Below are 13,402 nucleotides of genomic sequence, written 5' to 3'. Positions count from 1 at the left end.
TGAAAAACGTGCCGCATCGTCATCTTTCCCTCATGGACTCGGATTGATGTCGACGCAGCGGGCTCAAGACATAGTCGATGACCCGCCGCGTGCCCGTTTTGATCTCTACGTTCAGCGTCATGCCGGGTGTCAGCGCCACCGTGACACCGTCGATCAGCAACGATGCCTTGCTCAGCCTGACTCTCGCCTGAAATACCAACCCCAGGTTCTCGTCCTGCGCGGCGTCGTGCGAGACGCTCTCGACCACGCCTTCGAGATAACCGTAACGAGTGTAGGGAAAGCTTTCGACCTTGACGGTAGCGCGCTGGCCGGCCCGAACGAAGCCGATGTCCTTGTTGAGTACCGTCGCTTCGACCTCGAGCAGCTCGTCGGATGGCACGATCGCAAGCAACTCCTGCGCCGGCGTCACCACACCGCCGATGGTGTGGATGGCGAGCTGTTGAATCGTGCCGTCGACCGGGGCGCGCAACTGCATTAGCTGACTGCGTTGTTGGGTCTTGCTGACCTCGGCGGTGAACTGATGGATCTGTTCACGCGCCTGGCGCAGACCATCCAGCGTTCGCTGGCGGGTCTCCGCCGTCAACACCCGAAGCTCATCGTTCGCTGCGGCAATCGCAGAGAGCGTTTCCTGCAACCGCGCCTGCTGCGCGGTCAGGGCGCGCTCCATCTCGACGCGTTCCTGTTCGCGAGTGAGATAATCGTGACGCGAGATATATTTCTTATCTAACAAGCCGGCCAGATTGGCCGTGCGCTCGCGCGCGATGCGGACACTTTCTTCCAGCGGCCCGATCTGCGATTGCACGGTGTGTGCTTCGGCCCGCCGAACCGCGATGGTGGCTTGCAGACTTTGTTGCTTGGCCTGATATTGATTGAATTCGCTGTTGGCCAGCTGTTGCGTGGCGTCGAGCCGATGCTGCGAGACCGGCTCGGCAACTTCGACGGGCGGCAGTACGCCGGTCTGCAGAGCCGTCTCGAGGGCGGCAAAACGAGCTTCCGCCAGGCGCGCGCTGATCAGCGTTTCATGGGCTTGCTCGAATTCGGCCGCGGCGCTGGTGGCGTCCAGCTCGATCAACAGATCCCCTGCTTTCACCGCCTGGCCATCGCGCACCAGAATGCGCCGGACCACGGCGGTCTCCATGGGCTGCAGCACCTTCGTGCGGCTGCTCACAACGGTACGCCCGGGCGCGACCGCGACGATGTCGAGCTTGCCCAGCACCGACCACAACAGCGCCACGCAAAACAGGCTGATGATGATGCGCATGGTCCAGCGCAGACTCGGCGACACCGGCGATTCGATCAGTTCCAGATGAGCAGGCAAAAACGCCAGCTCGTCGCTGCTGCGCTTCGGTGGATCCAGCGCCTCACGGATCGACCAAGCCGCTTTGAACGCCTGCGCGTAGCGGCCCATGAATTCTTTCCAGGCCTGCACCCGATGTTTCATGGCGCACCCTGCTGCAGGCGATACAGGTTCGCATACTGACCGCCAGGGCGATCCACCAGCTCGGCATGGCTGCCGGCCTCGACGATGCGCCCTTTGTCGACGACCACGATGCGATTGGCCATGCGCACCGTCGAGAGACGATGCGCAATGATCAACACGGTGCGGCCCTGGCAGATCGCTCGCATGTTCGACATCACCGCGTGCTCGGACTCGTAATCCAGCGCACTGGTCGCTTCGTCGAAGATCAGGATGCGAGGATCGCTGATCAAGGCTCGCGCGATGGCCACACGCTGCCGCTGGCCACCCGAGAGTCCGGCGCCGTGCTCGCCGACTTTGGTGTCGTAACCTTCCGGCAGCTCCAGGATGAAATCGTGCGCGCCCGCCAGTCTGGCCGCTTGAATCACCCGCTCGAGCGGCAATCCCGGATCGCTCAGCGCGATGTTTTCCCGGATGGTGCGATTGAAAAGAAAATTTTCCTGCAGCACCACGCCGAGCTGACGGCGCAGCCAAGCCGGATCGGCGAGCGCCAGGTCATGGCCATCGATCAGCACGCGACCGCGCTCCGGCACATACAAACGTTGCACCAGCTTGGTCAGCGTGCTCTTGCCGGACCCCGAGCGGCCGACGATGCCGATGACTTCGCCGGCCGCGATATCCAGATCGATACGGTCCAGCACTTCGGGCGCATCCGGGCGATAGCGGAAGGTCACACGTTCGAACGTCACGCGACCTTTGATCTCCGGCAAGGTCACGCGGCTGCCCGGCAACTCGGTGCGAGTGTTCAGGATGTCGCCCAGGCGCTCGACCGAGATGCCCACTTGCTGGAAATCCTGCCAGAGCTGCGCCAGCCGGATGATGGGTGCGGTCACCTGGCCAGCAAGCATGTTGAACGCGATCAGCTGGCCCACCGACAGCTTGCCTTCGATCACCAGTCTCGCACCGAAGAACAGCAGCGCCACGCTCGCCAGCTTTTGCACCAGCTGCACGCCGTGCTGCCCGATATTCGCCAGCCGCGTCACGCGGAATCCCGCAGTGACATAGCCCGCCAGCTGGTTGTCCCAAGTGCGCGTCATGCGAGTGTCGACGGCGGTCGCCTTCACCGTTCCAATGCCGCTGACTGTCTCGACAAGGAACGACTGGTTGTCGGCGCCTCGCGCGAACTTCTCGTCCAGCCGTTTACGCAGCAGCGGCGTGATGGAGGCGGACCACAGCGCGTACAACGGCAGCGAGATCACCACGATCAGCGTCAGCCAGCCGCTGTAGTAGAACATCACGGCGAGAAACACGAAGGTGAAGAACAGATCGAGCACCAACGTGAGCGCCTGTCCGGTCAGAAAGCTGCGAATGTTCTCGAGCTCGCGCACGCGCGCGACGGTCTCACCCACGCGGCGGGATTCGAAGTACGTCAGCGGCAAAGAAACGATGTGCCGAAACAACCGCGCGCCCAGCTCCACATCAATCTTGCTGGTGGTGTGCGCGAATACGTGGGCTCGCAGCCCGCTGAGCAGAACGTCGAAGACGGCGATCGACAGCAGGCCGATAGCGATGACATTCAGAGTGGTGAGGCCGTGATGAACCAGCACCTTGTCCATCACCACCTGATAGAACAGCGGCGTGACCAGGGCGAGCAGCTGTATGAAGAACGAGACGACGAAGACTTCGAGCAGCAGCTTGCGGTACTTCACCACCGCCGGCACGAACCACCGGAAATCGAACTTCGCCAGTTGCCCGAGCGCGGACGCGCGCGATGTCACAACCAACAGTTTGCCGGAATATCTCGATTGGAAATCCGCTCGCGAGATGGCTTGCGGCCGCTGCTGCTGCAGGTCGTGGATCAGAATGCTCTCGTCGCCGACCCTGGCGACGATGAAATGCACGCCGTCGGCTTGCAGCGCCAGCGCCGGCAACGCGATCTTGTCGAGGCGCTCGGCGGGTTGCGGAACGACGCGGGCTTTCAGCCCCAGTTGTTTCGCAGCGAGCAACAACGTCGGCTCGTCGAACAGCTCGCCGCCGCGGCCGAATTGGTGGGCCAGTTGCTGCGCGTCGGCAGCAATGTCATGAAACTTCGCCAGCAACACCAGCCCGGCCAGTCCCAAATCCCTGTGTTCATCGCGCCCGATGGCCCCCACCGGCACGCGCAAATTCGCTATCCCCTGCGCCATTCCTTGGATTCCGGTTTCTTGCCGGGTGTTTGCCGTCACCTATATAGAGGAATGACCGCACCCTGTCCATGCAGAGGAACCGATGGGGGAGCTGGAGCGAAGGATGCGCGAGCGAATATTTAGTTTGATACTCGCGGCCCGGAGGAAGAGGACACCCTCGGTCCCCTCCCGTTTCGGGCACTGACTTGCGTGCACCCGCGCAGGCAGGGGCGCTGGTCGAAATCAGACGTTGAAGCGGAAGTGCATGACGTCGCCTTCCTGAACGATGTATTCCTTGCCTTCCAGGCGCAGCTTGCCGGCTTCCTTGGCGCCCTGCTCGCCTTTGAAATTCACATAGTCGTCGAACGCGATGACTTCGGCGCGAATGAAGCCTTTCTCGAAATCGGTGTGAATCACGCCGGCCGCCTGTGGGGCGGTGGCGCCGACGCGCACGGTCCAGGCGCGGGCTTCTTTCGGGCCAGCAGTGAAATAGGTCTGCAGGCCGAGCAGTTTGTAACCGGCGCGGATCACGCGGTTCAGACCGGGCTCGTCGAGGCCGATGTCTTTCAGGAAATCGGCGCGATCGGCTTCCTCGAGCTGCGCGATCTCCGCTTCGATGGCTGCGCAGACCGCGACCACTTCGGAATTCTCGCGAGCCGCGAGCTCACGCACCGAGTCCAGGTGAGGATTGTTGGTGAAGCCGTTCTCCGACACGTTGGCGACGTACATCAACGGCTTGATGGTGATGAGGTGCAACTCGTGCAGCAGCTTGCGCTCTTCCGGATCCTTGATGAGCGAGCGCGCCGGCTGGCCGGAGTCCAGATGCTCCTTGAGCTTCTTGAGCAGGTCGCGCTGTTTGATCGCGTCCTTGTCGCCCGCCTTGGACGCCTTTTCAGCGCGCTGCAAGCCGCGCTCGACGGTGTCCAGATCGGCAAGCGCCAGCTCGGTGTTGATCACTTCGACGTCATCGAGCGGCTTGATCTTGCCGGCGACGTGCACGATGTCGTCGTTCTCGAAACAACGCACGACGTGCGCGATCGCATCGGTCTCGCGAATGTGCGAGAGGAACTTGTTGCCCAGGCCTTCGCCCTTGGACGCGCCGGCCACCAGACCTGCGATGTCGACGAACTCCACCGTGGCAGGCAATTGCTTCTCGGACTTCGCGATGCCAGCGAGCACGCCGAGGCGCGGATCCGGCACGGGCACGATGCCCACGTTCGGGTCGATGGTGCAGAAAGGATAGTTTTCAGCAGCGATCTGCGCGCGCGTCAGCGCGTTGAACAGAGTCGATTTACCAACGTTGGGAAGACCAACGATGCCGCACTTGATGCCCATAGATTAGATCACTTCTTGCTGTGCAGCCCGTTCATGGCGCGCTCCGCGCCCTGTTCGAGAAACGTCGGCAACGCCTGCAGCGCGTGCTCGATGGAGCCGAGGATGCTTTCTTCCTCCTCCTTCGGCGCCCGCCGCAGCACGTAGTCGATTACTTGCGATTTGTCGCCGGGATGGCCGACGCCGATGCGCAGCCGCCAGAAATCCGGGCCCATGTGAGTGATGGTGTCGCGCAGGCCATTGTGGCCGCCGGCGCCGCCGCCGAGCTTGAAACGCACATCGCCCACCGGCAGGTCGAGCTCGTCATGCACCACCAGGATCTCGCCCGCTTCCACCTTGATGTAATCGGCGAGCGCGCGGATCGCGAGCCCGCTGCGGTTCATGTAAGTGGACGGCTTGAGCAGGGTGATGTCCTGGCCGCAGTACTGCACGCGACAGATGTCGCCGTGAAATTTCGCATGACTGCGAAAACTGCCGCCGAGCTTGGCCGCCAGCGCATCCACGAACCAGAAGCCCGCGTTGTGGCGCGTGAGCAGATGCTCCGGCCCGGGATTGCCGAGGCCGACGATGATTTTGAGGGAAGTGCCCGCCATAGCAGTACGACCGAAAGTAACGCAACGATGGCGGACTGGAAATGCGCCCGCCATCGCTTACACGCCCCACCGGCCGCGTGACCGCGACCGGTGAGCGTGTGTGCGTTACTTCTTCGGAGCGCCGCCCTTGGCAGCGGTCGGAGCAGCGGCCGCCTTCTTGGCGTCGCCACCGCTCGCAGCCGCGGCCGGAGCAGCACCTGCCGGAGCCGCCGCAGCAGCGGCCGGAGTTTCGGCAGCCGCTTCTTCGGCGCGCGGATGATGGATGGACACCACCGCCTCGTCGCGACCGTGCGTGAGCGCGACCAGCTCGACGCCTTCAGGCAGCGGCAGGTCGGACAGACGACGGATCTGGTTGATCTCCATGTTGGACAGATCGATCTCCAGATATTCCGGCAGGTCCTTGGGCAAGCAGGCCACTTCCACTTCGTTCAACAGGTGCGACACCACGCCGCCCTGGGTCTTCACGCCCGGCGACACGCTCGCGCCCTTGAAGTGCAGCGGAATGGTCATGCGGATCTGCTCGTTCTCCAGCACGCGCTGCAGATCCATGTGCAGGATCTGGTTCTTGGCCGGATGACGCTGCACGTCCTTGAGAATCGCGGCCTGCGGCTGGCCGTCGATCTTGACCGACAGAATGGTGGAGAAGAACTTCTCGTTCACCAGCAGCGACAGCAGGTTCTGGTGGTCCAGAAGGATCTGCTTGGGCTCCTGATGGCCACCATAAAGAATCGCCGGAACCTTCCCGGAACGACGCAGGCGGCGGCTCGCACCTTTCCCCTGCACGTCGCGAGAGTCGGCGACGAGATCGAATGAGGTTTTCATGAATAACTCCAGTTGAGAAACAAAGCAGCGGCGGATCGCGACCAATCCCGCCACCACCGTGGACTTCCCCGCCGCGGCTCTCGCCGCACCAGGAAAAGAAACTTCACCCTGCGGCCCTACGCCGCCACCGTGTTTTCCTTCTTGCCGCGACTTCGCCGCGAGAGGAAGCGACTCAAACCCTGCGGCCCTACGCCGCCACCGTGTTTTCCTTCTTGTCGCGACTTCCCCGCGAGAGGAAACGACTCAAACCCTGCGGCCCAACGCCGCCGCTGGTTATCTTCTGCGGCTGCGCCGCGACCAAAGTCGCCGCCCGCCGCATCAGCCCAGATGCCACGCGGCGGCAGCCGCGGTGGTCTCGATCCGCGCGGCGGTGCCGCGGTGGTCTCGATCCGGCGCGGCGGCAGCCGTGGACTAAAACACTCGGCGCGGCGATAGCCGCGCCATTAAATAAGAAACTCTCCCTGCGAGCGGCGCCGACAGGCAGCCGCGAGCAGCAAAATCAGTCGATGTACAGAGAGCTGACGCTCTCCTCATCGCGAATACGCCGCATGGTCTCCGCCAGCAACCCAGCCACCGTCAGCTGACGAATCTTCTTGCAGCTCCGGGCGTCCGGCCGCAGCGGAATCGTATCCGTCACCACCAACTCATCCAGCTGCGACTGCGAGATCCGGTCGATCGCCGGCCCCGACAGCACCGCGTGGGTAATGTACGCGAGCACCTTCTTCGCGCCGTTCGCCTTCAGCGCTTCGGCCGCGTGACACAGCGTCCCCGCGGTATCGACCAGGTCGTCGATCAGCACGCAGGTCTTGCCCTCGACCTCACCGATGATGTTCATCACTTCCGACTCGTTCGGGCGCGGACGACGCTTGTCGATGATGGCCAGTTCGGCATCATCCAACCGCTTCGCGAGCGCTCGGGCGCGCACCACGCCGCCCACGTCCGGCGACACCACCATCAGGTTGTCGTACTTCTGCTTCCACACGTCGCCGAGCAACACCGGCGAGGCGTACACGTTGTCCACCGGGATATCGAAGAATCCCTGGATCTGATCGGCGTGCAGATCAACGGTCAGTACGCGGTTCACACCGGCACTGGCGATCATGTTCGCGACCAGCTTCGCCGTGATCGGCACACGCATGGCGCGCGGGCGGCGATCCTGGCGGGCGTAACCGAAATAAGGAATCACAGCGGTGATACGCGCGGCCGAGGCTCGTCGGCAGGCGTCGGTCATCACCAGCAATTCCATCAAGTGATCGTTGGCCGGCATGCAGGTCGGCTGCACGATGAACACATCGCGGCCGCGCACGTTTTCCAGCAGCTCGACCGTGCACTCGCTGTCGCTGAAGCGACTGACGGCAGCGCGGCCCAGCGGCACGGTCAGGTGGCGCGCGATGTCCTGGGCGAGCTGCGGATTGGCGTTGCCCGTGAACACCGCCATCGTGGCACGATCCATTCAAACACTCCGATTGACTGGGGCGGAAGGATTCGGGCCTCGAAGCGCGGGCAGCACCCGACCAGAGGACTAAAGAAATCAGCAACTTACTGATTCCACCCGGGTTTCGACCCCCTCCACTCCCAATGGATTCCCCGTGGCTGACGCCCAGCTGGCACCAGCGATACCGGTGAACCAGTTAAGCACACGGTCGAAAGCGGGGGCGCAATATACACGAAACCGGGCCGTCTTAGCCTCCCCGGTGCAAGCAATTCCGCCGGCGTGGCACCCCTTCCAGGGTCGCGGTCAGCTCGCCTTGGCTTTCGCCAGGTTCAGGACCGTGAGCCTGTGGCCCGCGTCCTCCCCGAAATCGAAGGTGACGTCGTGACAGCCCGCGTTGAACTCGGCGGTGTTCCCAAGGTAGGTCAGCCGCAGGACTGTCCCGAGGCGGGTGGTCCATTGCAGGGTTGCCGTTCGGGGCGCCTCCGCCCCCCAAGCACCTGCGCTGATAGTCAGCTGGCCCTTCAGTCGGCCGCGCGGCCCAGCCGGCTTGTTGACCGTGACGGGCGTGGTCACCCGGCTGTGTTCGTAGACGTAGTTGCCTCCCGAGTTGGAGTGTTGCTGTTGATAGCCCTTCTGCGTGGCGCGCTCGATGGCGTATCCCTTGGTAGAGGTGGGCGTCGGGGATCCCGGTGCGGCCCACCCGCGCTTTGCGTACCTCTTTCTCAGGTGCCGGCCGATCCAGGTCTTGCTGGCCTGAATTCGGGTATTGAAATGGGTCGGCGAGCGCGCCGTATGGGTGGCGGTATTCGCCTGCCAGTCGGGGTCGGGACCGAAATCGAAACAATCGACCAGAAAATCCCAGAGATAGATCTTGCTGGGTTGGTTGCGCCCCGGGACCACGAACTCTTTATCGCTCTGGTGCGCCACTGCGTTCTTGAACAGATATGAAGCGGTAGTACGCAGACTCAGCCGTTTCCCAGCGGCCGCCAGCCCGAGCGTCAGCCATTGCAGGCTGTGACTGTACTCACCGTGATTGCTGCTGACCGCGTCCTTCCAGAAGGAGCCTTTCGACACATACGAGGTGAACACGCCAGGGTCGGTGAAACCGGCCATCACGATGCCGTTCGAATAGTTGCTGAAGCCCAACTGCGCGCCCACCGTCGAGATCGCCGTGGAGAGCCGATTGGAGAAGCCCTTGGCCGTTTGCACCCAGTACTCCTCTTCCAGGAAACCCGAAAGCCTCGCCACCTCCGGTCCCCATCGCTGCTCGACCGAAAGGAACATGGCGATTTCGGCGTAGTCCGCCGCGAGCACCGGATCGTTCAAACCGAATTGCGTGTTGATGAAGCTCTGAACGGCGACCTTGTCGTTCGAGGTGATCTCGGGCATCGCGACACTCCCTGTAGGCGCCGGCGAATATACATAAATCCATTCGCGGTCAATCCTCCCGGCTTCAGGATTTCGTTACAGGCCCAGCCGTTGTGGCAGCGAGGCCGCCAGACGCTCGCTGACCTGGATCTCGCCGCCATGCTCATCCACACGAGGTGATGAACCTGCCTTACACTAGGATCGATGCATATCAACAAAGTCCGCGGGATGACAGCAGGAGCACTAGTGCTGATGCTCTCGTGCGCGTCCGGTTTTGCGCTCGGCCGCGACGTCGGCTACGAGGAGTTGCCTCACTCTTCTGTGACTTCCCTCGAAACATGCGGTCAGTGGCAGATCGATGGCCAGTCCGGCCGGTTTCGCATTCTTCAGGCGTACCTTTACGGCGGCACCATGCTGTTCGTCGACATGGTTCGACCCAACGCGCGCGGCACCTGGCTCGAAGTGGCCAGGGGCTTCACGTTCGCTGAACTCAATAACGATCACCTGGAGCTCGAATTGTTCGACGTTCGCTGCTCACCCAACGGTACCAATAGCATCGTAGTTACTGGTCGCGCGGAGCTCTTCGAATCGAGCTCCTACTCGTTCACCATCGAGATCGATGGCGCCGCTGGCACCTATCAGATGAAAACGACGGCACAGTGAGCGAAGACAGCCGCGTCTTCCTCAAGTCAGAACTCTTTCCCCACGATGTTTGGAAAGAGATTCTGGAACTCTTCCTAGCGGAACAGCGCGAGCAACGGGGCACGCGCAGCCGATGGGTCGTCCCGGAACCGACGGTGTGGCTGAGCGTGCAGGAGATCGGCGCGAGTCATGTCCAATTCGGTCGCTATCGTTGGCAAATCGGAATTCACTATTCAAGCTCCTACGATCCCATGAAGCTGTGGGTCACCGTGGCTATTCCGTATCACTGCCTCCTGCTCATGGAAGGCGCCGTATACCATGGCCCAGAACCGGACGGCGGCCCCGTCATTGCCGACGTGGACGAGTTCAGTCGCTACGCAAAGAACTTCCTGCTCAGAAGAACCAGCCTTCAGAAGCTCGTGAAGCATGGCGTCATGGATGCGGACGAGAACCTCACCTTGGACCGGCAGGCCTGGCGCCGCGAGCGTCGATGAATCTGAGAGTATGGAAATTCGGAAGCTTCGCCGCGGCGCGGTGTCAGTTGCGTGCCTCCTGCTGACCTTTCTAGGGGTGCATTTTTTTACGATCCTAACGATCTGGTGATGGTGTCAGGTACCGCTGAGATCTGGCTACAAACAAGCCACACCACGGACTACCTCACAGCTGGCTCATACGAGATTAGTCATCATGCGCCTTCGCCCGCGACTCACGCGCGGCATCAGGGAGAAGAAGACTTGAAAGCGATGGTTGTAGCACTGACATGTGCGTTGGCCGGGTGCGCCAATCCTGTGAACCGCAGTACCGCGGTACGCTATTCGGAGGCAGCGTGGACTGCCCGCGATGCGGGCGACTGGCGACGGGCCCAATCGAACCTCGCCAAAGCGATTCCGAACGCCCAGGTCGGGGGCGCGACGCCGCGTCAGATGTCTGTCCTGTACTACGAGTATGGCCGCGCCTCCGGAGTGATCTGCGACTGGGAGGCAGCGGAACAAAGTCTGAAAAGAGCACTGGAGCTCGACCAGGGCAGCAACGGTCCTGTGCATCTCGCTCAGATGGAACTTGGCCGCATGTACTTCGACCGCAAGGATTACGCCTCAGCAGAGCACTATTTCACCTCGCTGTACCAACTCTTCGAGCGCATGGATGCTCAGACAGCAGACCCGCTCGGATACGCAGTATTTCTTGATGAATACGCAGTCACCTTGGAAGCGCTGAGTCGTCCTGCCGAAGCGTCGCCTCTGAAAGCCAGGGCCGATGAGCTGCGACGCACCTTCCCAACCGGCCAGGCCCGAACCGATCGGACGCCCTACGGAACACAGTGTGCCGCTTCCTAAGGGACTCCATCACACTCTGCTATGCGAACCCAGAATCAGAGTTGAATTTAACATTCGACGTTTCTGCAGAAAGCTCCCTCCCGTTTCGCGTTGTCAGCCAGACCGGGGTAGTTGATCGATCGACCCACGGAAGAATCTGAGATTGTTCACAGCAATCGAGAGAGCCCCATGAAGGGAAAGCAGATATTCGGAATCATCGGATGGGGCGCGATCGGGCTGTGCGTGCTGTCCTTCGTGTTCCGCGCGCTGTGGCAAGCAATCAGGCCAGGAGATTGGGTACTACAACGTCAAGCATCAGCCGATGACGTATCTTGGCGCATTGGCAACGCTGGCGCTGGGGGGCCTGGTAGGATTGATCGGGCTGTACTATAGGATCAAGAAGGCCATTGAGAACCGGCGCACCGGTCGGCCTCCTGAATCAACGGCGGAGTAGGCAGGTCGTAGATATCTGAAAGAGTGGCATCATCCAGTGGTTGAGCTGAGACAATGACTCACGACGTCGAGACCACGATGGACCTTGTCAGGGCGGAGTTCGGATCGCTACCGTTTCCCTCCCATTGCGGGCTTCGAGCGGCAGTCGCGATGGATGACTGGATCTCCGACCCGGAGGAACTCCGACGAATCACCGCGGAACAGGACGTGAAAGGAGAATGGTGGCAAATCCCAGAATCGGAGCTGGACAACATCTCCTTAGCATCGAGTTACTTGGATGCGCTCGGCACCCGGTTCTACTTGCCTGCGCTGCTCGTAGCAGTGCTCAGAGGAATGAAGTATGGGCACTACGCAGCACTCGTTAGATGGTTGACGCCGCCGAAGAATGAACCGGATTGCGCTCTGTACGACTATTTCGTGGAGAAATTTTCGAAGCTCACGGCAGGCCAGCGGGAAGCATGCGTGGCTGTACTTCGATATGTCGCTGCTCAGGACAATCCCAAAGACCCCTGGACCAAGCAGGAGATCAAGGTGCTATTGGCGCATGAGTACTGGCTGCCAAGTGCCAAGCCGGAGCGCCAGCCCTCATGAGACACGCGCCGGCTGGCTACGAATGTCCGTTCTGCCGTCTGGCAGGAACACTGGATGAACCGGCGTCGGAATCGGCGATCATTCTGGTGGAACCCCGAGTCTTTGCCTTCGTTCCACTTCACCACTACGCCGGAATTCGTGGCAACTGCCTGATTGTTCCCCGCGCTCACTATGAGAACGTCTTCGACATCCCGGACAATCTCGGCGAAGACTTCTTTCGCGCGACCCGCCTGATCGCGAACGCTTTGCAGGATGCATTTGGATGCGAGGGCATCTCTACGCGCCAGCACAATGGCCCGGCGGGCAATCAGGACGTTTGGCACTTCCATCTTCACGTTTTCCCTCGCTTCCGCGATGACGGGCTCTATGGGGGAGCGGCAGCACCCTACGCAATCGAAGAACGCATGGACGTGGCTAGCCGTCTGAGAAGTTCGCTGGAGCGAGCGCGTGAAAGATAAAGCATCGAAGGGTTGGCGGCACACGTCCCCCAAACAGCTCGACACGTGACCGGTGTATTCTGTAGACCGCGACGCGATTGCGCATTTCACATGCCTTAGGAAACCGAGAGCTCGATGCAGATTTGGGTCGATGCTGACGCCTGCCCAGGCGCGATCAAGGAAATCTTGTTTCGCGCCGCCGAGCGCGAGCGCGTTCAAATCAATCTGGTCGCGAATCAAGCATTGCGGATCCCACCATCGCCCTATATTCGCTCGTTACAAGTGCCACCCGGTCTCGACGTTGCAGACAAACGCATCGTCGAGCTGCTCGCCGCAGGGGACCTGGTCATCACCGCCGATATTCCGTTGGCAGCCGCGGCGATCGACAAGAACGGCCATGCCCTGAACCCGCGCGGCGAGATGTACACCAAGGACAACATCCGGGAGCGGCTGTCGGTGCGGAACTTCATGGACGAGTTGCGTGGCAGCGGAATCGCCACGGGAGGCCCTAGCGCGCTGAGTCAACGAGACCGACAGGCATTTGCCAACAGCCTCGATGCATTCCTGGCGAAGCGCCGACGTTAGGTGCGCACCAGGATCGCAAGCCGAATTTTACATTCGTTTCTTGTATGGTCCGCCCCACCCTTGCAAGAGGAAAATCACTTCTGAGGTCTTGGGGATGGTTGCATTCATGTATTCGGCCTGTATGAGGCGCACGATGTGCCTCGGGCCTTGATGGGAATGCGCGCGCACTAGCACTGATCAGCAGAACGGCCTTGGTTAAGCCCGGAAACGTCTCAGGTGGCTGGTGCACGGGTTCGACCCCTTGATCCA

The 13,402-nt window shown here is 61.4% G+C and carries 13 protein-coding genes; 6 read left to right on the top strand and 7 right to left on the bottom strand.

The window, feature by feature from the left end:
* Positions 1-19: 19 nt before the first annotated feature.
* The 7 genes from JM946_RS23775 to JM946_RS23745 all read right to left on the bottom strand — a co-directional run bounded on the left by JM946_RS23775 (position 20) and on the right by JM946_RS23745 (position 9,153).
* Entirely contained in the window at positions 20-1,441 is a 1,422-nt protein-coding gene (locus tag JM946_RS23775; protein ID WP_203169888.1) for an HlyD family type I secretion periplasmic adaptor subunit, read from the bottom strand.
* Complete coding sequence (locus tag JM946_RS23770; protein WP_203169887.1) at positions 1,438-3,603, bottom strand: type I secretion system permease/ATPase; 2,166 nt, start codon at positions 3,601-3,603, stop codon at positions 1,438-1,440. Before JM946_RS23770 ends, JM946_RS23775 begins: the two co-directional genes overlap by 4 nt.
* Before the next feature lie 222 nt (positions 3,604-3,825).
* Positions 3,826-4,917 carry a redox-regulated ATPase YchF gene (ychF, locus tag JM946_RS23765; protein WP_203169886.1) on the bottom strand — a complete coding sequence of 364 codons (1,092 nt, stop codon included), beginning with the start codon at positions 4,915-4,917 and terminating at the stop codon, positions 3,826-3,828.
* An 8-nt stretch (positions 4,918-4,925) separates the two neighbouring features.
* Positions 4,926-5,507 (bottom strand): aminoacyl-tRNA hydrolase, encoded by a 582-nt coding sequence (gene pth, locus JM946_RS23760; RefSeq protein WP_203169885.1) that lies wholly within the window; start codon positions 5,505-5,507, stop codon positions 4,926-4,928.
* A 105-nt stretch (positions 5,508-5,612) separates the two neighbouring features.
* Positions 5,613-6,329 (bottom strand): 50S ribosomal protein L25/general stress protein Ctc, encoded by a 717-nt coding sequence (locus JM946_RS23755; RefSeq protein ID WP_203169884.1) that lies wholly within the window; start codon positions 6,327-6,329, stop codon positions 5,613-5,615.
* Positions 6,330-6,828: 499 nt separating this feature from the next.
* Complete coding sequence (locus JM946_RS23750; protein ID WP_203170318.1) at positions 6,829-7,767, bottom strand: ribose-phosphate diphosphokinase; 939 nt, start codon at positions 7,765-7,767, stop codon at positions 6,829-6,831.
* A 300-nt stretch (positions 7,768-8,067) separates the two neighbouring features.
* A complete protein-coding gene (locus JM946_RS23745) occupies positions 8,068-9,153 on the bottom strand; it encodes a LirA/MavJ family T4SS effector (protein WP_203169883.1) in 1,086 nt (361 codons plus the stop codon).
* Between the two features lie 207 nt (positions 9,154-9,360).
* On the opposite strand from JM946_RS23745, the gene JM946_RS23740 reads away from it, so the two are divergent.
* From JM946_RS23740 to JM946_RS23715, 6 genes are all read left to right on the top strand, one after another.
* Complete coding sequence (locus JM946_RS23740; protein WP_218043093.1) at positions 9,361-9,795, top strand: hypothetical protein; 435 nt, start codon at positions 9,361-9,363, stop codon at positions 9,793-9,795.
* A complete protein-coding gene (locus JM946_RS23735; protein ID WP_203169881.1) occupies positions 9,792-10,268 on the top strand; it encodes a hypothetical protein in 477 nt (158 codons plus the stop codon). Before JM946_RS23740 ends, JM946_RS23735 begins: the two co-directional genes overlap by 4 nt.
* 240 nt (positions 10,269-10,508) lie before the next feature.
* The gene (locus tag JM946_RS23730; protein WP_218043092.1) at positions 10,509-11,108 is read left to right on the top strand and encodes a tetratricopeptide repeat protein; all 600 of its coding nucleotides are present in this window, start codon (positions 10,509-10,511) and stop codon (positions 11,106-11,108) included.
* Between the two features lie 486 nt (positions 11,109-11,594).
* Entirely contained in the window at positions 11,595-12,131 is a 537-nt protein-coding gene (locus tag JM946_RS23725) for a DUF6714 family protein (RefSeq protein WP_203169879.1), read from the top strand.
* On the top strand, positions 12,128-12,589 hold the full coding sequence (locus JM946_RS23720; RefSeq protein WP_203169878.1) for an HIT family protein: 462 nt from the start codon (positions 12,128-12,130) through the stop codon (positions 12,587-12,589). Before JM946_RS23725 ends, JM946_RS23720 begins: the two co-directional genes overlap by 4 nt.
* Before the next feature lie 114 nt (positions 12,590-12,703).
* Positions 12,704-13,153, top strand: coding sequence for a YaiI/YqxD family protein (locus tag JM946_RS23715; protein ID WP_203169877.1), 450 nt, complete (start codon positions 12,704-12,706; stop codon positions 13,151-13,153).
* Positions 13,154-13,402: the final 249 nt, after the last annotated feature.

The sequence above is a fragment of the Steroidobacter gossypii genome (assembly GCF_016801985.1).
In the GTDB taxonomy this organism is placed as follows: domain Bacteria; phylum Pseudomonadota; class Gammaproteobacteria; order Steroidobacterales; family Steroidobacteraceae; genus Steroidobacter; species Steroidobacter gossypii.
This window is presented reverse-complemented; position numbering and strand designations above follow the sequence as displayed.